The organism is Aliiroseovarius sp. Z3 (assembly GCF_029105185.1).
Classification (GTDB): Bacteria; Pseudomonadota; Alphaproteobacteria; order Rhodobacterales; family Rhodobacteraceae; genus Aliiroseovarius.
This window is the reverse complement of sequence record NZ_JAFMZK010000007.1, coordinates 144983-166920: the sequence shown is the minus strand read 5'-3', so window position 1 is coordinate 166920 and position 21938 is coordinate 144983. Positions and strand designations below refer to the sequence as shown.

The 21938-nt window shown below is 53.3% G+C and carries 16 protein-coding genes; 12 read left to right on the top strand and 4 right to left on the bottom strand.

Annotated features, from left to right (window positions below; all coding sequences use genetic code 11):
* Window positions 1-73: 73 nt before the first annotated feature.
* Both J3R80_RS13575 and J3R80_RS13570 read right to left on the bottom strand, forming a co-directional pair.
* Window positions 74-3946, bottom strand: a complete 3873-nt coding sequence (locus J3R80_RS13575; protein WP_275394326.1) for a calcium-binding protein — start codon at window positions 3944-3946, stop codon at window positions 74-76.
* Window positions 3947-4089: 143 nt separating this feature from the next.
* Complete coding sequence (locus tag J3R80_RS13570) at window positions 4090-4821, bottom strand: ABC transporter permease (RefSeq protein WP_275394325.1); 732 nt, start codon at window positions 4819-4821, stop codon at window positions 4090-4092.
* Between the two features lie 318 nt (window positions 4822-5139).
* On the opposite strand from J3R80_RS13570, the gene J3R80_RS13565 reads away from it, so the two are divergent.
* Together J3R80_RS13565 and J3R80_RS13560 are read left to right on the top strand one after the other, a co-directional pair.
* Window positions 5140-6330: a hypothetical protein gene (locus J3R80_RS13565; protein WP_275394324.1), complete on the top strand. Its 1191-nt coding sequence runs from the start codon at window positions 5140-5142 to the stop codon at window positions 6328-6330.
* Window positions 6330-7007 (top strand): ABC transporter ATP-binding protein, encoded by a 678-nt coding sequence (locus J3R80_RS13560; protein WP_275394323.1) that lies wholly within the window; start codon window positions 6330-6332, stop codon window positions 7005-7007. Before J3R80_RS13565 ends, J3R80_RS13560 begins: the two co-directional genes overlap by 1 nt.
* A 121-nt stretch (window positions 7008-7128) precedes the next feature.
* On the opposite strand, the gene J3R80_RS13555 is transcribed toward J3R80_RS13560, so the two are convergent.
* Window positions 7129-8358, bottom strand: coding sequence for a hypothetical protein (locus J3R80_RS13555; protein WP_275394322.1), 1230 nt, complete (start codon window positions 8356-8358; stop codon window positions 7129-7131).
* 334 nt (window positions 8359-8692) lie between these two features.
* Here J3R80_RS13555 and J3R80_RS13550 point away from each other — a divergent pair, with 334 nt between their 5' ends.
* From J3R80_RS13550 to J3R80_RS13520, 7 genes are all read left to right on the top strand, one after another.
* Window positions 8693-12298 (top strand): CDP-glycerol glycerophosphotransferase family protein, encoded by a 3606-nt coding sequence (locus J3R80_RS13550; protein WP_275394321.1) that lies wholly within the window; start codon window positions 8693-8695, stop codon window positions 12296-12298.
* A 40-nt stretch (window positions 12299-12338) separates the two neighbouring features.
* Complete coding sequence (tagD, locus tag J3R80_RS13545) at window positions 12339-12722, top strand: glycerol-3-phosphate cytidylyltransferase (RefSeq protein WP_275394320.1); 384 nt, start codon at window positions 12339-12341, stop codon at window positions 12720-12722.
* Window positions 12723-12865: 143 nt separating this feature from the next.
* Window positions 12866-13912: a dTDP-glucose 4,6-dehydratase gene (rfbB, locus tag J3R80_RS13540; protein ID WP_275394319.1), complete on the top strand. Its 1047-nt coding sequence runs from the start codon at window positions 12866-12868 to the stop codon at window positions 13910-13912.
* 26 nt (window positions 13913-13938) lie between these two features.
* Window positions 13939-14787, top strand: a complete 849-nt coding sequence (gene rfbD, locus J3R80_RS13535) for a dTDP-4-dehydrorhamnose reductase (RefSeq protein WP_275394318.1) — start codon at window positions 13939-13941, stop codon at window positions 14785-14787.
* 30 nt (window positions 14788-14817) lie between these two features.
* Complete coding sequence (rfbA, locus tag J3R80_RS13530) at window positions 14818-15687, top strand: glucose-1-phosphate thymidylyltransferase RfbA (protein ID WP_275394317.1); 870 nt, start codon at window positions 14818-14820, stop codon at window positions 15685-15687.
* Window positions 15688-15714: 27 nt separating this feature from the next.
* Window positions 15715-16650 (top strand): glycosyltransferase family 2 protein, encoded by a 936-nt coding sequence (locus J3R80_RS13525; protein WP_275394316.1) that lies wholly within the window; start codon window positions 15715-15717, stop codon window positions 16648-16650.
* 172 nt (window positions 16651-16822) lie between these two features.
* Window positions 16823-17923, top strand: coding sequence for a polysaccharide biosynthesis/export family protein (locus J3R80_RS13520; RefSeq protein ID WP_275394315.1), 1101 nt, complete (start codon window positions 16823-16825; stop codon window positions 17921-17923).
* A gap of 46 nt (window positions 17924-17969) precedes the next feature.
* Here J3R80_RS13520 and J3R80_RS13515 read toward each other — a convergent pair whose 3' ends face one another.
* Entirely contained in the window at window positions 17970-18878 is a 909-nt protein-coding gene (locus J3R80_RS13515; protein ID WP_275394314.1) for a rhodanese-related sulfurtransferase, read from the bottom strand.
* Between the two features lie 100 nt (window positions 18879-18978).
* Between J3R80_RS13515 and pncA the strand changes: the two genes are divergently transcribed.
* The 3 genes from pncA to J3R80_RS13500 are packed head-to-tail and all read left to right on the top strand — an operon-like array spanning window position 18979 to window position 21936.
* A complete protein-coding gene (gene pncA, locus J3R80_RS13510) occupies window positions 18979-19587 on the top strand; it encodes a bifunctional nicotinamidase/pyrazinamidase (RefSeq protein ID WP_275394313.1) in 609 nt (202 codons plus the stop codon).
* A complete protein-coding gene (pncB, locus tag J3R80_RS13505; RefSeq protein ID WP_275394312.1) occupies window positions 19588-20880 on the top strand; it encodes a nicotinate phosphoribosyltransferase in 1293 nt (430 codons plus the stop codon). It abuts the gene before it with no gap.
* A gap of 48 nt (window positions 20881-20928) precedes the next feature.
* Complete coding sequence (locus tag J3R80_RS13500) at window positions 20929-21936, top strand: hypothetical protein (protein ID WP_275394311.1); 1008 nt, start codon at window positions 20929-20931, stop codon at window positions 21934-21936.
* Window positions 21937-21938: the final 2 nt, after the last annotated feature.

The window sequence follows — 21938 nt, the reverse complement described above, 5'->3', positions numbered from 1 at the left end:
GATTGATCGTTTGAAATGCTTAAAGAGAGGCAACGGGTGCGTACGGTGCCCTGCAACAGCGGCACGTCGGTTTTTAATACCACTCAACGGAGTTTTGCAGATCGGCCAGGTCATGAAGGTTTTCAAGAAACAAAGAGTGCCCGCCACCAAAATCAAGGTATATGCCGTCATCGCGGACGTCAGCGATGTCTGTCAATGCGTTTGGGTCCATGACGTCGATACTCCAGGTCGCGGCATTTAGGCGAAGCGTGTCCAGAGCAATCTGAAAGTCCTTGATCGTGTCTGCGCCCTCACCAAAATAGAAGGTGTCTGAACCTGATCCTCCGAACATGATGTCGTCGCCCTGGCCCCCATCCAGGACGTCATCACCCCGTCCGCCATGCAACAGATCGGCGCCGTTGCTGCCGTAAACGCGGTCGTTGCCAAGATTGCCGTACAATTTGTCGTTGCCGGCACCGCCTTTCAAAGTATCACGGCCTCGCCCGCCGCGCAGCAGGTTGTCGATTTCGTCGCCGTAAAGAATATCGCTGAACTTGGTGCCGATGATGTTTTCGATTTGGAATATTTTGTTACCCTGCATGCTGCCCCCACCTTTGTTCGAAGATAGCCACACATCGGCCCCCGAGCTTAGGTGCGAGAGGTAGAGCGTATCTGTTCCGGATCCACCGTTGTAGTGGTCTGACCCGGCGCCCGCGATGATCTTGTCGTTTCCTTGTTCGCCGTAAACTCGATCGTTTCCACCTCGACCTCTGAGATAGTCGTCGCCCCTCCCTCCGCGTAAAGTGTTCGTGCCGTTGTTGCCAATCAGTTGATCGTTCCAGTCCGACCCGACAACCGCCTCGATCGAGAACAGCTTGTCGCCTTGGGCAGCACCTTTGTTGGAGTTGGTTGTCAAATTGATCGATACTCGGGACGTCGCATCAGAGTAGTTGGCTGTGTCGTAGCCCGACTGGCCGTACAGGCGGTCTGCATCTTCTCCACCGTGTAAGATATCATGCCCGCTTCCTCCTTTCAAAGTGTCGCGACCGCGACCTCCATGGATCACGTCATGGCCAGAACCGCCATGGAGCCGATCCCAGCCACCATCGCCACTGATCGTGTCATTGCCCTGAAAACCATAAATTCTGTCGCCGCGGTTCTGACCAGAGATGATGTTGTTGCCGGCATTTCCGTAGATGGTGTCGTTGTGTTGCCCCCCGATCACGCCTTCAACCGAGCTGTAGGTATCACCGGCGGCTGCGCCCGACCCTTTGCCGCTTCTCAGATCGATATATATGCCAACGTTCTGCGATGAGTAATCGACGATATCCAATCCCTGTCCGCCGTAGTATTTGTCCCGTCCGCCAGAATCTATCATGAGGTCGTTGCCATTGGAGCCATAGAGAATGTCATTGCCCCTACCGCCATTCAATGTGTCATCCCCCGAATTTCCATACAGGACATCATTGCCGTTCCCCCCAGACAGAAGGTCGTTGCCTTGTCCTCCGTAAAGCCGGTCGTGGCCGTCGAAGCCCATCAGATAGTCGTTACCAGTATTGCCGCGTAGAAAGTCGTTGCCACGACCGCCCGAGAGCGTGTCATCACCGTCCATACCCGAAATGTCGTTCGCGCCATCGTCGCCATGAATTTCGTCATTATGGGCGCTTCCATAGGCGTTCTCGATCGAGATCAATGTGTCGCCTGATGCACCCCACCCGGTCACATTTGATGCGAAGTCCAAAAATACTTGAGTGGTGGCAGCTCGGTAATCCACCCAATCGATCCCCACGCCACCATCAAGGATGTCAGCACCAGACCCGCCAGACAAAGTGTCAGTCCCGCTGCCGCCGTAAAGCATGTCGTTCCCTTCACCGCCCGAAAGATTGTCATTGCCTTGGCCACCCCACAACGTATTTGACGCGTCGTCTCCTTCGAGAATATCTTGATATGCGGTTCCCATGATATTCTCGATGTTTATCAAGATATCGCCCAACGCCGCGCCTGCCAGATATCCCAAACCGAGTTGAACGATCGCTGCCTTCTGGGCTGTTGCATAGGTTACAGTGTCCTGACCTGCACCTCCGTCAAGCGTGTCTCCTCCCAGACCTCCATCAAGTGTGTCGTTGCCATGGCCACCCACCAGCATGTTGGAATACGAATTTCCAATCAGCGTGTCATCAAGCGCTGTACCGATGATATTCTCAATCGAATGGTAAACATCGCCATCCGCTGCTCCGGTCGCGTGCTGGTTGTTCAGATCAATCCAAACCGGCACAGATGCCGTGTCGTAAGTGACGGTATCGGTTCCATCACCCCCATGGAAAACATCCGCGCCCAAAGACCAATGAAACTGATCGTCACCGCCAAGCCCAAACAGATTTTCAATTCCTTCGTCACCGCCCAGAATGTCGTCAGCCTCGCTTCCCACGATGGTCTCCGGAATGTACTGAAAACCATTTGGCGGGCGGTCCAGGTATAAGGAGTCATATGTCGTGAAATGTGATTTCGACAAGCTCTGCCCGTTTGCGCTGTGAACATGGGTGATTTCGTTGCGAAATATTATTTCAGCGCCCCAAGACCGGCTGATGACCTGTAACTGGGACGCGTCGTACAGCATGTGAAATTCGGATAGGTTCAGTTTGTCGACACCGGGCTGGAAGTCTGTGACAATATCCAGCATGTCATCGGCGGTCAGCACGAAGATGTCCGCACCTGCGCCACCGGTTAAGATGTCCTCGCCCACGCCATCGCGCAGAATATCGTTTCCCGCGCCCGCGGATATGATCTCGCTCCAGATGCCGCCATCAATCTGGTCGTCTGCGCTGGTCCCTTGCAATGCTTTGGTTGACCCGTCGCCACAGAGCGTTTCCCCCAGACCGCTCAGATCGTATTCAACCTGAGTGATTCCGCGCTCGGTTTCGCTGGTTGCGAAAATTTGCAACTTGCCACCGGTGTACTCCATCTCCAAAGCCGAAACATTTTGAAGGGCTGTCTGATGTGTGTCCCAAATCGTGTCCAGATGCACCAGCTTTCCACTGGGCAGCAAAGTAAACAAAGATAGGCCATCATCGCCCCCCCCGCTTACGACAAACAAGCTGTCGCCAACCTGTGCCGAAGCGATTTCCGTGGCGTTGGAGAACCTGGTCCATGTGTTGTCGATGACATGGTCGGTCGGATTCAGGGACCCGTCTGCCCCGACCTCGACCACAGTCAGGGACGAGGTGCCTGCGCTTGAAATGATGGCAAATGTCTTATCCAACACCTTCCCAGTCGCAAGGGCGGTGGGGTTGGATATCGGCAGAAATTCCGCAGCAGAAAGGTCGTCGGCCTTGGTTGGGTTGCCGTTCCCATCCAGCCGATAGCTGGAGATTCCTTGCTGATCTTGCGAAAGCGCGAGCAAGACGTTGCTCTGGTCTGCGGAAACGATTTCAAGATCAACCATATCGACAGTGTTACTCGCTGACGGCTGACTGAACCCATTGGCAAGCTCCAACGTGTTCTGGTCACTAATGGTGTAATGGTTGAACCCAGCACTTTGTGAATTCGCAGCGTAAACATGCGTCTGACCGTCAATGGTGTCTGAGGCCAGCGCACTTAGGTTGCCCAGACCACCGGTTCCCCACGTGAAACTTTCAGGCTCGCCGAACCTGTCGGGGGCTTCGAGAGTAATGGCATTGAGAGACCAGTCATACCGCCCGAATGGAAGAAGATAGGTTGCGCCATCCACTTCAAGAACTTCGATCTGGACGGTGGGTGATGCCACAACAGATAGCGGAAAGGCGATCTGCGCGACGGCAACGCAGGTTCCTGTCTCCGAAAGGTCGAAGACTGTTGCCCCACCACCGCTGCCGGTCGCGGCGTAGAGATAGGCGTTGTTGCCCGACCAGAATAGTTCCAGATCTGACACATTCGCCACATAGGCTAAACTGCCACTCGCGTGAGTGACTTTGGCTACCAGACTGGCCACCCCGACCCCCTGTGTTGCGGCTCCCCCGAGCCAAATGTTTGTTCAGGGTGAGGATCAGGCGTTAAGGATCGCTTTAAGTCTGATGAATAGAAATGTGGATTTTAGGTAAACGACCAACAGATCGGAAGCTTGCCTCGTACCAATCAGTTGTTGTTCAGCAGCTCACGATGGTACCGCCCCAAGAAGACCAGGCCCAAAACCGTCAGTATCAAGGATATGCCATAAACATAGAGAGGATTGACCCAGGTTGCGTCGTAGGTGGCATAGAAGCCGCGCCGCATTTCTCCTACAATCTGCACCAGAGGGTTGAAAGCAAGGTACTCGCGAAACGGTTGCGGAATGCTTTCCAGCAGAAAGAAAATAGATGAAATGATAAACAAAGGGCGTGTTACGATGCCCCAGACGCGCTCCCAGATTGCAAAGCGCGTGAGCAGGAAACAGTTCATAACGCCAACACCGAATGACACTGCCATAACCATGCAAAGTGAATTTAGAATGGCGGCATAGTCAAGAATATTACCGGTGTCGAACCACGTCATGATGCCGAACATCAGGATGTAAAAGACAAGGAAATGGGTGAGCGCATTCAGGAAGAAGCGCGCAAGAATTGCATCAAGATATGTGACTGATGGATAGAACAGCAAAGGTCGCGAGAATCGAATTGACTTCGAGATCTTGTTGGACAGATCCAGATACATCATGAATGGCAAATAGCCCGTGGCGTAGAACAGTGCAAAGTTATTGCCCAAGGCCGGTGAAGCGAAGGCCATCGAAAACGCGACCGTCATGACCGTTAGTCCACCGATGGGTTCAAGAACCGCCCAAAGGTATCCGCCCGGTGAACGGCCATAGCTTGTTGCCATCTCGCGCAGCATCAATGCAACGATTGTGCGCCACGTTTTGAAACTGCGGGCGTGTAGGCCCTGTGCCTTAAAGCTCATGAGCGTCTTTTGCCTTTAGATTCATGTTTTTGGCAAGCTGAATCCGTGAAAATGGTGATAAGAATAGCTCTTTTAACCGAAAATGGATCAATGCTATAAGCCATGCGTCCATACTGCCGTAGAGGCTGCCCGACTTGAGGTCCGTAAAGGTCACGATATACATCAAAACGACTGACGAACGAGCCACGATAGGAAAGAGCGGTAGCTTGCCTGCATGAAGTTCGACCGCCTGACGTTAGCGAAGGATAATCTATGAACAAACCAGATGACGTCAAGACCGTTACTGCCGAGGCACAAACCGCCCCGGCTGAGGCCGCGACTGTCCCACTGGCCCGCCCCGCGGGCATCAAGCCCCGCCATAAAGCTGTTCTTCTAAGCTTTTTTGCCGCTGTTCTGTTCCCGCTGCTGCTTGGCGCTTGGTATTTGTACGCGCGCGCGTTGGATCAATATGTTTCATACGTCGCTTTTACGGTTCGATCTGAAGATGTCAGTTCCGCGACTGATCTGCTGGGCGGGTTAAGCGCATTCGGGACGGGCGGATCCGAAGACACTGATATTCTTTACGAATTCATTCAGAGCCGTGAATTGGTCAAGCTCATCGACGAAGAAATCGACCTTAGATCCATCTATTCGGAAGGGTCCGATGTTGATCCGATCTTTACCTTTAGCAGTGATGGCACAATTGAAGACCTGACCGAATATTGGTCAAGAGTTGTAAAGATCTTCTACGATAGCGGAACTGGCTTGATAGAGTTGCGGGTGCATGCTTTTGACGCCGAATCCGCGAAAGATATCGCTGAGCGGATATTCAGCAGAAGCTCTGCGATGATCAACGACCTGAGCGCTGACGCGCGGGCGGACGCGACCCGATATGCCCGCGAAGAGCTGGACTTCGCTGTCGAACGGTTAAAGGTAGCGCGACAAGCAATCACTGAGTTTCGATCACGAAATCAGATCGTCGATCCGGCCGCTGAAATCGGCGGGCAGGCGGGGCTCATGACAGCGTTGCAGACAAAACTGTCAGATGCACTGATTGCTTTTGACTTGCTTCGGGAAAGTGCGGGATCCAATGACCCAAGACTGACGCAAGCCGAGCTTCGAATCGAGGTCATTCGCGAAAGGATCGAAGAAGAAAGACTGAAGTACGGTGCTGACAACCGGGATGATCGGGATTTTTCAACGCTCGTCGGTGAATACGAACGGCTTGCGGTAGAACGTGAGTTCGCCGAGCAAACCTATCTTGCATCACTAGCTGCCTTGGATTCGGCAAAGATCGAAGCACAACGTCAAAGCCGCTATCTGGCGGCGTATATCAAGCCTACACTTGCCGAAAGGGCCGAGTATCCGCAAAGACTGCTGTTGCTAGGGGTATTTGGCGCATTCCTCGGGTTTATCTGGGCGATTGGTGTTTTGGTCTTTTACGCGATCAAGGATCGCCGCTGATGATCGAGGTGCAGAATCTCAAAAAGACATACTACGTGAAAGGTGTCGGTAAAACGGTTGCCAACAATATCAGCCTGACCTTCCCGACGGGAAAATCTGTCGGTTTGTTCGGGCGAAACGGTGCTGGTAAATCGACTTTGCTCAGGATGATCGCGGGTGTGGAAGACCCCGATGATGGGTCAATTGTTTCCGACGGTACGATATCGTGGCCCGTTGGCTTTTCGGGCAGCTTTCACCGTGAACTGACTGGCGCCCAGAACACACGGTTTGTTGCACGGGTTTATGGCGTCGATACTGACGAACTGGTCCGATATGTAGAGGATTTTGCAAATCTCGGTCCGCATTTTCATGCACCGTTTCGGACTTATTCTTCGGGTATGCGTTCGCGTCTTGCGTTCGGTGTGTCTATGGGGATCAAGTTCGACACCTACCTGGTTGATGAGGTCACATCGGTTGGCGATGCGGCGTTTCGCAAACGAAGTACGGGTTTGTTGCGACAACGGATCGGTGAAAGTGCAGCGATCGTTGTGTCACATTCCATGCACCTGATGCGCGAATTGTGCGATGCTGGGGTTGTGTTGATTAACGGCCACGCGCAGTGGTTTGACGACGTGGATGAAGCCATATCAACGCATGAAGACGCTATGAACGGCATTCAGCCTTCATGGTCGATCTAGCGAACCTTGCGGTTATACATGCTTGGAACGCTCTAAAGGATGTGACTGTTGGTGCCCCGCCATCCAACGAACACGTCTGATCCTGTCGCTGGCAGGTCTGATTCACACGGGGCGGCGGAAATCATCCGCGACCCCAGCGCGTTTTTACGAAGCGCTTTATTCTGGTTGAGAAATTCTCTTGGTCAGATTGCATCTGGTACGCCGCCCAGACCATTTGCGCCAATGCCGCTCGGCTGGCACGTTCTCGGTCCCGCAGACGTTCGGGGATCGCCGCGCGTATGTTGGCTTCGCGATCAATCTCTGCGCGGATCGTTGGTAAATCAATACGTTCATCAGGCACGAAATAGTCCGCTGGAAGGTTTAAGGCCCCTGCCAGTTCTACATTCCGTTTTTCAAAGACCGTATCTATGTGAGCTTTGAGAAGCGTGACGAACGGTGCTTCTGGGCCAATTGTCTGAACCTCAGGAGAATTGATGAGGTCGAAGAAGTCGTTAGCCTCATGAGGGCCCGGCATTGGGTGACCAGCTTCGATTGCGTTGACCACAGCCTCTATCAAACTTGGGTGGAATGACGGGTTCCTGACACGATCAACCTCAGCGCCCGCTTCCGGATCAAGGCCTGCGCGGCTTAGGAAGTCAGAAATCAGGGGCATGCTAAACCCGGCTCTTGGCAAAACCCCAATAGACACCTTCGCGCCTGTCGGAGCCAGCGCCGCAGTTCTTTTGGGGATGCTCTTGGACCAGTTTAGGTAGAGATGACCGCTAAGTTGTCGTCCGACTTTCCACCCACCAAGAATGGCCGCGATCAGATGACGTTCGACACCCCAGAAAAGCGAGGGGTCAATACCGTTATCGGTTAAGATCTCGGCCGTTTCAGATATCCGTTTGGGCGATCGGAATAGAAACTCACTGAACGAAGAGATCAGGAAGTCCGATTGCCGCCTGATATACGCTATCACGATCACCTCATCGGCATACTCGTGAGAGATATTTGAAAGGTGCACCAATACGTTCGTCATTTTGAACATCATTTCATGGCTCAAAACCAACGTTTTTCCGGGATGCGCAGCTATCGCGCCTTTGATGATCTGCCGGAAACGGGCGATGTCTTCTTGCGCTGGGCTATCCGTGTTCAGTTTCCGTACATCATCCGGTACCAGCTTTACTGCATGGACTATTTCGTCCAGCTTTTCAGAGCCGCTGCTAAGGGCGTTCTGAATTGAAGACGACCCGCATTTTTCGGGGCCGACATGTAGAACAATACGATTCATCTTATCCAACCCGCCAAACAGGGAAACAGGATTTTCTGCCGGGGCGAGACAACCTGTTGTTGCCACGATCTGAGCATTCATCAGCAGTCAGGTAGATTATACGCGCAGAGTGAAGAGCAGGCGTGAACCTGCTTTCAGATCGTACTTCTGTTCTCGTCACTCATGCTCCTCCTGTGACTGGTTATGCCGCAATTGACTAATGCATGCCGCAGTCTTTGCCGCAAACCAATACCAGATTTATCGTGGCTGGAACCGAGCTTCACGGTACCTACTCAATGCGGACCTGGACGATATGCTCCGAATTTGTCGGGCTTTATCCTGCCGCAGCTGAACAGCAAATCCAACTATCCCGGTTGCTCGATAGTTGACCAATATCTGATTGCTCCATAGAGACGCATAGATATGGTCAATATCCATGGACCCGCCGCCTGTCATGAAACTACTCAAGAACCTTACTCGTCTATTTGCCCTTTACAGGTCGGGTGAAGCACTGAATTTCGGTCGCAAGGTTCTTAATCGTCAGATCTATATATTCAGATCCAGCAAACCCCAAAGTGATTGGGAAACCCCTGTTGACGAGCGTTTCTATTTGAAAACCCACCGCGACGCACAATCAGCGGGCAGCTCGGGCCACGATCATTTCGTGAAAGATGGATATAGAAACCTGTGTAATCCGCGATTGGACTTCGACCTTTGTTGGTACACCCAGACTTATCTGCTCGGGACACCTGATCAAAACGCCAATGCACTGGAGCATTACAATCGGGTAGGAGCTTCAAAGGGATACCTGACCCGACCACCGGTTCCGGTTTTATTTGACCAGAAATATTCGAAGCCACTTGGCAAGACGCCCCGACGGATCTGTCTTTTCGCCGCCTATGATCCTGATGGCTTGGTCGACGAAACCGTCGTTACTTACTTGCGTGATTTGTCCAAGTTCGCGGATGTCTACTACCTTGCGGATTGCCAGATTGCCCCGCAGGAATTGACGAAGTTGGATGGCTTGGTCAAAGGGGCCTGGGCGCGGCAGCATGGAAAATATGACATTGGGTCTTATTCCATTCTGGCGCGTGATCTGGTCGGTTGGGATGTGGTCGAGACCTATGACGAGCTCATCCTGGCCAATGATAGTTGTTACTTGGTGCATTCGTTGCAAGAGACATTTGAAAAGATGTCGAAACGCCCCTGCGCATGGTGGTCACTTCAGGCAACCAAGGGCATGATTTCGACCATGCACCAGAACAAGATCCCAGAAGGTGCACCGATCCCGATTTCCGAGATTAAAGAACAACACCTTACGGATTTTGAAAACGATGCGACGTATGATTTCCTTTTGGGGTCGTATTTCTGGGCGTTCCGAAAGGACGTTATCAACGATCCGGGCTTTCGACGCATCTTGGACACCGTCGAGAAGGAAGAGAACAAGCTCAATATCATTCGCAAGTATGAGATTGGTATCACACGTTTCCTGATCGGGAAGGGTTACGAGTTTGACACCTTAGTTGGGTCCGTCTCAAAGGAACAACCCGTTTTCACGATGCGCGCCTTTGACCTGATTGACGAAGGATTTCCGCTGCTCAAGCGATACTTTCTGAGCAACAATCATTATCAGCAAAAAGGGCTTTACCGCTGGAAGGCGCGCGTGGAACGTGCCAATCCAGATGTCGATCTATCCGCCATTGAACGTAACTTGTTTCGGGTATCCGACGCTGACCTGCTGTATGCCAGCTTGCGTGGGACACAAGATAACAAACTGTCACGATCGTCACGATCTTCCATAGAAGTGTTTGTCAAAGATCGGATTACGCCGAAATATGATCACTGGTGGGCATTTCCCGTTTGTGCCTACAGCGATCTGTTCTCGGATAACACACGTGCGGTCTTCGAGCGCGTCAAGAACGATCCCAAGATAAAGAAAATTATCCTGACACGGAGCGTCAATGTCGACGTAGGTGGTGTGAACGTCGTTGTCGCCCCGTTGGACAGTTATGAGGGTCAGAATTACTTGCTGCGGTCGCGGCAAGTATTTCTTCGACATGGTGTGCGCTCGAATGCCCGGTACTTTTTATCAAGCAAGCAACACAATTTTTTCAATCTTTGGCATGGTATCCCATTAAAGCGTATCGGTTATACGTCACTGGATCGCATGGATATTCTTAAGTCCACTGCAAGAGAGAGCAATCGGCTTCGATCGGTCATCTCTGCGTCGGACGTTGATCGACTTGCTATGGCGGCGGCCTTCTGGCCTTTGACCTATCACGACATCTGGGTGACGGGGTTGCCGCGGCACGACTTTATCATGGCAGATGAAGCGGACCTTCCCACGGATTTTCACCCCCGACTCAGGCGATTGCGCGGCCAATTGGACGGAAAGAAGTTCTTACTTTTCGCGCCGACCTTTCGTGCTGACCAGAAGGACGGATACTATAAATTCTCGGATGAGGAAGTTCAGCGTCTTACCAAGTGGCTGACCAAGCACAACATGGTCATGGGTGTGCGCGAACATATGGCCGACACAGCGCGATTGTATAGCTCTCAGCTTCAGGGCGACTGCTTCTTCGATGCTTCTGAACGGTACTACCCAGATATTGAGCTGTTGTACCGGGAAGCTGATATGTTGTTGACCGACTACTCCAGCTGTTTCATCGATTTTATGCTAACCCGCCGTCCTGTGATTAGTTTTGCGTTTGATCAGGCAAACTATGCGAACAGCCAACGTGGGTTGTTCTATGAGCAGGAGCTTGTTTTCCCGGGACCAGTCTGCACAGATTTCGACGGTCTGATAGACGCCTTGGATAAGTCGGTGGCACAGGGCTCGGATTTGGATCGTGCGTCCTATGACTGGAAGGTCAAATTCTTCCACAAGTATGCAGACACGAACAATTCCCAACGCGTGGTTAGAAGGGTGAAAGAGACCTTTGAAGGATCGAAAACACCTTGGAGGATCAGGAGAACTCCCTCCCAAGTGGCCAGATCAATGAGTTTGGTGATGCCTTCGAAGCAGAGCCGAGCAAATGAGCATCGTCTTAACAACTTGCTAGGTGATTTACCCAAGATGGGATGGGCATGTCAGGCGATAGCGCGAGAACGGCTTACGCCAAGGCGGTTACGTGAATCCGATGTGCTGATTGTTTGTGGATTGCCCGCAGACGAGAAACTGCTGGATATATGCGAAACGTTTAGGTTGCAGGGTGGGCGGATCATTTATGATGTCGGCGAGTTGATCCACGATATTGATGAGTTTCGCCAGTCGGACAGGTTTTTGAGCCATCTGGATCATGCCAGTGATTTTATGGTGATATCAGAGCGTGTGCGACACATGATAGACACCGCAGATCAGGTTATCGTGGCCAATGATGCTTTGGTCGAAACTCTTCCAGATGCTGACAAGCCAATTGATGTTGTTCCAAATTCCATCGCTTCCGAATGCGTTACCAGATACAGCGAGCTGCCGGACCGTACTTCGCAAGACGGAAAGGTCCGTATTGTTTACATGGTCGAAAGTGCTGGATGCTCCGGCAACTTCGCGCAATGCCGAGATGCTGTTGCCAGTGTCTTGGAAAGGCATCCTCAGGCCGAATTGCACATCATTGGTGACGCTGATCTGACTGCGGAACATACGGCTTGTGAGCTGCCACGGATCGTCAGGCATGACGTGATGACGGGGCAGGATTTACACGACCTGCTCAGAAAAATGGACATCAACTTGGCGCCGCTCGCACCAGTGCGTTACAACGATTGTGCAAGCGAAGCGACAATCCTCCAAGCCGCATTGCATGGTGTCCCATCTATTGCATCGCCGGCCAAAAGCTATGTCCAAGCCATCAAGGACAACCGCAATGCGATGATTGCGCATTCGCCGGACGATTGGGATGCGGCGCTTGAGAAGCTGATCACAGATACCGATTATCGGCGGCACTTGGGGGCCACTGCTTTTAAGGATATAGTCCCGGCGTATTCCACGGCCCGTTCGGCGAGGCTGTTGGTTGATATTCTGAACGCTACGGTTCAAGAGCAGTAACAAAGAAAGAGCCCACCACTCTGGAAAGAGGAACCTAACCTTGCGAGTTATCACCTACGGAACGTTTGATACCCTGCACTATGGCCATATCCTGCTATTGGAACGCGCAAAGGCCATGGGTGACTATCTAATCGTTGGGCTCTCCTCGGATGAGTTCAATGAGACGAAGGGCAAAAAGGCAAACTTCGACTATCAGACGCGCAAGAAGCTTCTGCAGAGCTTGCGCTGTGTGGACTTGATTATACCCGAGAATACCTGGGAACAGAAAACCCACGACATCCAGAAATACAAGGCTGATATTTTTACAATGGGAAGCGATTGGGAGGGAAAGTTCGATGAGCTCAAGCAGTATTGCGAAGTGCGATATCTTCCGCGTACCCCCCGCATCTCAAGCACGGCTATTCGGGAAGTTATGGTAAAATAGATCGACCTGACCGTTGGCGGGTTCGACTTTGTTTCGGGTCGGTAACGCGCCACCTCGACATCAAGGGTATGTTCATACACGATACTATGGCTCCGGCGACCACGGTGCGATACGGAGTATTCTGATTGATTAAGGGCTTTGGCATGAAACTCATTATCACCGGCGGCGCGGGCTTTATCGGTTCGGCTGTAATTCGACAAGCAGTCCACAAGAATTTCGAAGTGGTGAATGTTGATGCGCTAACCTATGCTTCGTGCATCGAAAACGTGGCCAGCGTGTCAAACAGCCAGGCATACGCTTTCGAACATGTCGACATACGTGATCGTGGCGCGCTTGACCGTGTGTTTTCAGAGCACCAGCCCGATGCCGTGATGCACCTTGCAGCAGAAAGTCATGTGGACCGATCCATTGATGGACCATCTGATTTTGTCGAAACGAACATCACGGGCACGTTTAACATGCTCGAAGCTGCGCGTGCTTATTGGATCGGTAAGGGCAAGCCGGTTGATTTCCGGTTCCACCACATTTCTACCGATGAAGTGTTCGGTTCGCTGCCTAAGGACAAATCTGCACTGTTTACCGAAGACACGCCGTACGATCCGCGCAGCCCCTATTCTGCATCAAAGGCGTCATCTGACCATCTGGTGCGCGCGTGGCACGAAACATACGGCCTGCCGATCGTCATAACGAATTGTTCGAACAACTACGGCCCTTACCACTTCCCGGAAAAACTGATCCCTGTGGTTATTTTGAACGCGCTTGCTGGTAAAGAGCTTCCAATCTACGGCGACGGTTCAAATGTCAGGGATTGGTTGTATGTCGAGGATCACGCCGATGCGCTGCTGAACGTAATCACACGCGGCGAAGTTGGTCGGTCATACAATATTGGGGGCGAGAACGAGCGCACCAATCTGGAGCTGGTGAATACGGTGTGCAGCATTCTGGACGAACTGCGCCCCCGTGATAACGGATCCTATTCTGACCTCATTACATTTGTTGCGGATCGTCCGGGTCACGATGCGCGCTATGCGATTGACCCATCTCGGATCAGAAACGAACTTGGCTGGCGTCCCTCGGTGACAATAGAAGAGGGATTGCGCAGAACAGTACAATGGTATCTGGACAACGAAGACTGGTGGCGCGCGCTTCAAAACCGCGACGGGGTGGGCAAACGGCTGGGGACCGGATAAACCTGCGTTTCAAAAGGGGCTTTAAAATGAAGATCCTCGTGTTCGGGAAAACTGGCCAAGTCGCGACTGAACTTCAACGGCAAGCTGATGTTCATGCCTTAGGCCGAGGCGAGGCTGACCTTTCCGACCCTCAGGCCTGCGCCAAAATCATCCGTGATTGCGATGCTGACGTTGTGATCAATGCAGCCGCGTACACGGCCGTTGACAAAGCCGAGCAGGAAGAAGCGCTTGCCACGATCGTGAACGGGCGGGCACCTGAACAGATGGCAAAGGCCGCGGCTGACCGTGGCATTCCATTCCTGCACATCTCAACGGATTATGTGTTCAGCGGATTGGGAGACAAAGCCTGGACCCCGACCGATCCGCTGGCCCCCTGCAACGCGTATGGGCGGTCAAAGCTGGAAGGCGAGCGGGGGGTCATCGCTGCAGGCGGTAATTTTGCGATTTTGCGGACCAGTTGGGTGTTCTCCCCTCACGGGAATAACTTTGTGAACACCATGCTTCGACTGTCGGAAACACGCGACGCCCTTGAGATTGTTGATGACCAGATTGGCGGACCGACATCGGCAGCTGATATTGCCAGCGCTTTGTTGGTTATGGCGAACGCTATGGCAAGCGGGCAGAAGGGTGGCATTTTCCACTTTTCCGGCACGCCTGCTGTAAGCTGGAAGGACTTCGCGACCGAGATTTTTTTGCAGGCAGATAGGGCGGTAACGGTTACCGGTATTCCAACCGAGAGGTTTCCGACCCCAGCGACACGCCCGCTGAACTCGCGTATGGATTGTTCGGATTTGAAAAAAGTGTTTGGTATTCAGGCGCCATCTTGGAAAAAGTCGTTGGCAATTGTTCTGGATGATTTGAGAAACGCCAGCTAAGGCCGGCGCGAGATGGAAGTGAGCGCAAAGATGAAACGTAAAGGTATTATTCTGGCAGGTGGATCGGGTACAAGACTTTATCCGATCACAATGGCAGTGTCGAAGCAGCTGCTTCCGGTCTATGACAAACCGATGATTTATTACCCGATCAGCGCATTGATGCTGGCTGGTATCCGCGAAGTGGCGATCATTACGACCCCTCAGGACCAATCTCAGTTCCAAAGGCTGTTGGGTGACGGGTCCGAGCTGGGTATGTCGTTTACGTATATTGAGCAGCCATCACCTGACGGACTTGCACAAGCCTTTATCCTGGCCGAGGATTTTCTTGCAGGCGCACCGTCTGCCCTTGTGCTGGGCGACAACATATTCTTCGGACAGGGACTTCAGGAATTGCTGACCGAAGCCTGCGAAGAGAAAACGGGTGGCACCGTGTTTGGCTACCGCGTCGCCGATCCCGAACGTTATGGCGTTGTTGGGTTTGACGATGAAGGCAAGGTAAACGTAATCATCGAAAAACCACTATCTCCTCCGTCAAGTTATGCGGTGACTGGGCTTTATTTTCTTGATGGATCGGCGCCCGAACGGGCAAAGAAAGTGGTTCCGTCCGACCGCGGTGAGCTTGAAATAACCACCTTGCTCGAGATGTATCTTCATGAAGACCTGCTGTCGGTAAAGCTGATGGGGCGCGGATATGCTTGGCTCGACACCGGGACACATGGCAGCCTTCTCGACGCGGGAAACTTTGTGCGCACACTTGAAAAGCGGCAGGGGCAGCAAGTCGGTAGCCTTGAGGAAATTGCCTTCTCAAACGGGTGGATTACGAAAGACGAGTTGAAAGCACGTGCAAAGGTTTTTGCCAAAAACGATTATGGGCGGTATCTGTCGCAATTGTCCGTCTAAGAAACCGATTGAAAAGAAGTCACGTTGATGAAGTCCGCACCCCATATTGCGATACTGCTTGCGACATATAATGGCGGCCAAAATCTTAAAGAGCAGCTGGCCAGTATTGCCAACCAGGACCACGATAGCTGGTCTTTGATTGTCAGCGATGACGGGTCACAGGATGATACGCGGAAGGTCTTGACGGAATTCGCAACCGAAGGACATCCGGTGACCATTCTGGACGGCCCCCAACAGGGGGCGGCGGCCAACTTCATGTCGTTGCTCAGACGTTTTTCAGACCATGCTCCAGATGGTGCGTGGGTCGCCTTTTGCGATCAGGATGATGTATGGCTTGCGGACAAGCTGTCGCGAAGCATACGTGCACTGGAAGGCTTCGACGGTGATGTGCCCGCGTTGTATTGCAGCCGGACATGGATAACCAATGACGCCCTTGAGGGCCGTCGCCTTTCCGTCCCAAGGCCGCGCCCCTTGGGGTTTCGCAATGCGTTGGTTCAGAACGTCGCTTCAGGAAACACCATTCTCCTCAACGCTGCGGGCACCGAACTTGTCAGCATGGCCGCCCGAGAAACATCTGAAGTGGTCGTTCATGACTGGTGGACCTATCAAATTCTGGCGGGTGTTGGTGGTCATCTGGTGCATGACGATGAGCCAACGTTGTTATATCGCCAGCATAATGGCAACGAGATTGGCGCCAACGACAATACCAAGGCGAAACTCGCTCGTATAGGAATGCTGCTTAGCGGCCATTTTGCCGAATGGAATCGACTCAATGCACGTGCCCTTGCGGCGTCCGCGCATCTGTTCGTGCCAGAAAATCAGTTGCTGTTGGAAGATTTTCGCCGAGTGCTCAACATGCGACGGCGCAAAAGCTGGCGTATTTTGAAAAGAATGAAGCTGTACCGGCAAACGAGGGCAAGCACCGCTGCATTGTGGTTTGCACTGATGTTGCGGCGGTTATGACCTAAGGTTTTGATCATAGGAAATTGATCCCCTGCCAAGCCGATGAATGCGCCAGAAATATTCTCTGTTGCGGGGCCGTATCAGGCAAGGTCAAATGCCAGAATAAGGCTTGTTCCATTTGGTCCCACAGCATAGGGTGGCCGCCAGAAATTGATCTGTTTCCGGGGGCGCAATGCGTTTTATTCTCACCGCTCTTTTGTTGCTGAGCATGGCAAGTTGCGGCCTGCCACGGGGCGGCGCGCTTCAGAGCGAGATCATCGGAAACGAGTCTCAGAAGCAGTCTGACATCGCAGTCTATCGGGTTTCTCGCGAAACGTTGTCTTCGATCTCGCGTTGGCCTGCCCCCAACACCAACGGTTCCTATTCGTGGCCAAATCGCGGAACCCCGGCGGCAGACAAGCCCATTCGTCCATTTGATCTTGTGGACGTAGTTGTTTGGGACAGCGAGGAGAACTCGCTTCTGGCGTCGCCCGGACAGAACACCGTTCGTATGCAGGATATGCAGGTCTCGCCAGCCGGGACGATATTCTTGCCCTTCGTCGGGACGCTTCATATCGCAGGATTGCCACATTCAGCCGCGCGGGCGCGGGTTCAGCGGAAATACGAAGAAGTGATCCCTTCGGCGCAGGTTCAACTGAATGTCAAACAGGGAACTCGCGGCACCATCTCGATGGTTTCAGGTGTCAATCGCCCCGGTCCGATACAGGTCGACGATCCGAATTTCACGGTTCTGAATGCCATATCTGCCGCAGGTGGCCCTGCCGCACAGATATTGAACCCGCAGATCAAGTTGATCCGCGGCAGCACAACCTACCGCCGCCCGCTTGAGCAGGTGCTGGCCAACCCACAATACGATGCTTTGTTGCTACCAGGCGACAAGGTCGCGGTAGAGAAGGATGATCGCTACTTCCGTTCGCTCGGGGCGGCCAGCCGTGAAGCGATCGTGCCATTCGATACGGCCGACATATCCGCACTCGATGCGATGTCATTGATTGGCGGCCTGACCGATTTGCGGGCCAATCCAAAGGGCATTCTTGTTCTAAGGGAATATTCGCCGAAAGCAGTTCGGTCTGACAGTTCAGGGCCAGATAAAACGCGCAGCGTGTTCGTCATCGACCTGACCACAGCAGACGGTTTGTTCAGCGCCGGAAAATTTCCGATCTATCATCAGGACACCGTTCTGGTTACCGAAAGCTCGGTTGCATCGGCCACGCTGCTGTTTGGTTTGATAAAACAGATGACCGGCGCTGCGTTTGACGTTAGCCGACTCTGATCGCCTCCAATCCAGCACCGTCCGTTTCTGGGGCGGTGTTCGGAGCCTATGCCTCCCGACCTAAGTGACGTTCGCCACGCGCGCGGGCCAAAGCCATTTGTTTCTGCCGCTCACGGAACCTGTCGCGCCGGGCTTCGTCGAACTCATCAATACATTGGTGGCAGCTGACGCCGTCTTCGTATTCAGGGCGAGCCTTATCGTCAGGCAGGATTGGGCGGCGACAGGCGTGACAGAGTTCATGTGGACCTTCGGTCAGCCCGTGTTCAACCGACACGCGGTTGTCAAAAACGAAACACGCTCCGTCCCACTTGCTATCCGTGGCAGGCACGTCCTCAAGATACTGAAGGATGCCGCCTTTCAGGTGATACACGTCCTCGACCCCCTGACTGATCAGGAAGTTGGTCGATTTCTCGCAGCGGATACCACCGGTGCAGAACATCGCGACCCGCTTGTTGTGAAACCGGTCCTTGTTGTGTTCCCACCAGTCGGGGAATTCCCGGAAGGTTTTGGTTTTCGGATCGACCGCGCCTTCAAACGTGCCAATGGCAACCTCGTAATCATTGCGGGTATCGATCACCACGACATCATCCTGCGAGATCAGATCGTTCCAATCCTCGGGTTTCACGTAGTGCCCGACCGAGGCACGAGGGTCCACATCCGGAACCCCCATGGTCACGATTTCTTTCTTCAGGCGCACTTTCATTTTGCCGAACGGCTGGTCCTTTGCCGTGGATTCCTTCCACGACAGATCGGCGCAGCCGGGCAGGGCGCGGATATGGGTCAGGATCGCGTCAATGCCTGCGCGCGATCCGGCAATCGTACCGTTAATGCCTTCCTGCGCCAGCAGAAGCGATCCCGAGATCCCTTCGCGCTGGGCAACATCCAGCAATGGAGCCTGCAAGGCCGCCGGATTGTCGAAACGGGTGAAGTGATAGAGTGCAGCAATCGTATACATAGTGGCGGCATACGCCCCTATTTTCAAAGGATCAAGCCTGCCAATTGCTTGACCCGCCCCCAAGCGATCCTTACCCATTGAGTTTCAAGGAGGATCACCCATGCGTGACGCAAATGAAGCCCTGATCGTGATCGACGTGCAGAACGACTTCTGTCCCGGCGGCGCGCTCGCAGTGTCGCACGGGGATGAGATCATTCCCCTGATCAACGAACTGTTGCCCGATTTTCCTGTGAAAGTCTTCACGCAGGACTGGCACCCGGCGGGCCATAGCTCTTTCGCATCCTCGCATGACGGGAAAGACCCCTATCAGACCGTCCAGATGCCATATGGCACCCAAGTGCTGTGGCCCGATCACTGCATTCAGGGCAGCATCGGGGCCAGGTTTCACGACCACCTGCACCGCGACAGGGCTGATCTGATCATCCGCAAAGGGTTCCGGCCTGAGATCGACAGCTATTCTGCGTTCTTCGAAAATGACCGCACCACGCCGACGGGGTTGGAGGGATATCTGCGGACGCGTGGGGTCGAAAAGCTGACGCTGGTTGGTTTGGCGACGGATTTCTGCGTGGCCTATTCGGCCATCGACGGCGCGCGTCTGGGGTTTGACGTAACGGTGCTGGAACGCGCATGCCGTGCAATTGATCTTGACGGGTCACTGGATGCCGCCCGCGCCGATATGCGCGCGGCGGGCGTGACGTTGGAGGCATAGATGCCGGATATCGCAAGCCGGGTGTATAACCACCACTGGAAGATTGATCCTATCGTGCGGTCGCTGATCGACACGGATTTCTATAAGCTTCTGATGTGCCAATCGGTGTTTCGCAACAAGCCCGACACCAATGTCACCTTCAGCCTGATCAACCGCACCAAGTCGGTGCCGCTGGCCGATCTGATTGACGAGGGCGAACTGCGCGAACAGCTGGACCACATCCGATCCCTGAGCCTGTCGCGCGGGGAAAGCACATGGCTGCGCGGCAACACGTTTTATGGCAAGCGCCAGATGTTCCGCTCGGATTTCATGGAGTGGTTCGAGGGGATGCGCCTGCCCGATTACCACCTTGAACGCGTCGGCGACCAATACGAACTGACCTTCGAAGGGTCGTGGCCCGAGGTCATGCTGTGGGAAATTCCTGCCCTTGCCGTCCTGATGGAATTGCGCGGCCGGGCTGTTCTGCGCGACATGGGCCGGTTTGAACTGCAAGTGCTCTATGCCCGCGCCATGACCCGGATCTGGGAGAAGATCGAGCGCCTGCGCGAGCTGGACGGGCTGCGCCTTGCCGATTTCGGCACCCGCCGTCGGCACAGCTATCTGTGGCAGGATTGGTGCGTGCAGGCGATGATCGAGGGGCTGGGCGAGCGTTTCGTCGGCACCTCGAACTGCTCGATTGCGATGAAACGCGACATCGAAGCCATCGGCACCAACGCCCATGAACTGCCCATGGTCTATGCCGCGCTGGCCGGGGACGACGCGGAACTGGCGCAAGCGCCCTACGACGTGCTGGCCGACTGGCACGAGGAACACGACGGCAACCTGCGCATCATCCTGCCCGACACCTATGGCACCCAGGGCTTCCTGGACCGCGCGCCCGACTGGCTGGCAGGCTGGACCGGCATCCGCGTCGACAGCGGCGACCCCGCCACGGGCGCCGAGATCGCGATCAAATGGTGGAAAGAGCGTGGCGAAGACCCGAGCCAGAAAATGGTCATCTTCTCGGACGGGCTGGACACCGACAAGATCATCGAACTGCACCAACAATTCGCCGGCCGCGTCCGCACCAGCTTCGGCTGGGGCACGCTGCTGACGAATGATTTCCGCGGCCTCGTCCCCAACGACGCCCTCGCCCCGTTCTCACTGGTCTGCAAAGCGGTCGAGGCGAACGGACGCGCGACGGTGAAACTGTCCGACAACCCGAACAAGGCGATGGGACCAGAGGACGAGATTGCTCGCTATAAACGGGTATTTGATGTTGGGAATCAATCTTCTATGGAAGTAGTCGTTTGACAAGGCGAAAGAACATATATAGAACATAGCTGATTGAGGAACACCTCCATGCGAGAGACTATTGACGAAATTGTCGATATTGCAGGCGACTACAGAGAAGACGACGGTTTCGATTTTTCCGCCGAACATGTACAGCGTTGGGTGGAGCAGTTTGATGAAGGCTCTCGTGCCTCCATTCTAAACACTGTTTGCTCTTCTCTTAAAGAAACATACTTTTCTAAGCAGAGTGCGAAAGATTTTTTGGCAAACCTACCGGTCCAAGAGAAACTTGTTGGTGGGGAGCCTAAAGAGTTCTGGGAAACCGCGAACTTTCTCGACATTCAGGGACGCGGACGCAGTCAAAGAGAGATGTTGGCGATTTTGGGTGAAGAACTCAAAAAACAATTTGGTTTTTCGTTTGCTGAGTGTGGGTGTGAAGACGGTCCATACATTTATCTAGATGATGGCTTGTTTTCCGGCGGGCATGTTATCGCAGACTTGAAGAAATGGCTTCCTGATGCGCCAACCAAAGCAGAAATTCATGTCATTACGGTCGCGCTATATTCATCAGGGTGTTATCGAGCTGCGCAAGAAATCGAACGGGAAGCAAAATCCCTAGGGAAAGAGATAGTACTTAAATTTTGGAGAGCTGTGGAACTCGAGAATCGTCTCTTCAAGGCTGCATCTTCGAATGTGTATTGGCCCTCATCTATTCCTGAAAAAGCACTCGGGTACTTTGATGGATTCACACATGATCTGAAGCTGCGGCCAATTGGTTCCTACCCTAGAAACAAAATATTTCCTGACAAAGATGCTCGAGATGTTACAGAGCAAGCATTCCTTGAGCATGGTGTTTGGATTCGAGAGCAATGCCCAGGTTTGAATAAATTTCAGCGACCATTAGGCAACTCTGTATTGGAGACACCGGGTTTTGGCGCTACCTTTGTTACATTCAGAAACTGTCCAAATAACGCGCCGTTGGTCTATTGGGCGGGAGATCCTTGGTATCCACTGTTCCCAAGGAAAACAAATACAGACACGGCTCTGTTGAATGCATTCGAAGAGTTGTGGGAGTGAAC

Bases quoted from the DNA above. Each gene is read 5' to 3' on its own strand.
- rfbD (WP_275394318.1), top strand. From the start codon at position 13,939: ATGAAGATCCTCGTGTTCGGGAAAACTGGCCAAGTCGCGACTGAACTT.
- J3R80_RS13565 (WP_275394324.1), top strand. From the start codon at position 5,140: ATGAACAAACCAGATGACGTCAAGACCGTTACTGCCGAGGCACAAACC.
- J3R80_RS13555 (WP_275394322.1), bottom strand. From the start codon at position 8,358: ATGAATGCTCAGATCGTGGCAACAACAGGTTGTCTCGCCCCGGCAGAA.
- rfbB (WP_275394319.1), top strand. From the start codon at position 12,866: ATGAAACTCATTATCACCGGCGGCGCGGGCTTTATCGGTTCGGCTGTA.
- pncB (WP_275394312.1), top strand. From the start codon at position 19,588: ATGCCGGATATCGCAAGCCGGGTGTATAACCACCACTGGAAGATTGAT.
- J3R80_RS13560 (WP_275394323.1), top strand. From the start codon at position 6,330: ATGATCGAGGTGCAGAATCTCAAAAAGACATACTACGTGAAAGGTGTC.
- J3R80_RS13515 (WP_275394314.1), bottom strand. From the start codon at position 18,878: ATGTATACGATTGCTGCACTCTATCACTTCACCCGTTTCGACAATCCG.
- J3R80_RS13500 (WP_275394311.1), top strand. From the start codon at position 20,929: ATGCGAGAGACTATTGACGAAATTGTCGATATTGCAGGCGACTACAGA.
- rfbA (WP_275394317.1), top strand. From the start codon at position 14,818: ATGAAACGTAAAGGTATTATTCTGGCAGGTGGATCGGGTACAAGACTT.
- pncA (WP_275394313.1), top strand. From the start codon at position 18,979: ATGCGTGACGCAAATGAAGCCCTGATCGTGATCGACGTGCAGAACGAC.
- J3R80_RS13570 (WP_275394325.1), bottom strand. From the start codon at position 4,821: ATGCTGCGCGAGATGGCAACAAGCTATGGCCGTTCACCGGGCGGATAC.
- J3R80_RS13525 (WP_275394316.1), top strand. From the start codon at position 15,715: ATGAAGTCCGCACCCCATATTGCGATACTGCTTGCGACATATAATGGC.
- J3R80_RS13520 (WP_275394315.1), top strand. From the start codon at position 16,823: ATGCGTTTTATTCTCACCGCTCTTTTGTTGCTGAGCATGGCAAGTTGC.
- J3R80_RS13550 (WP_275394321.1), top strand. From the start codon at position 8,693: ATGGACCCGCCGCCTGTCATGAAACTACTCAAGAACCTTACTCGTCTA.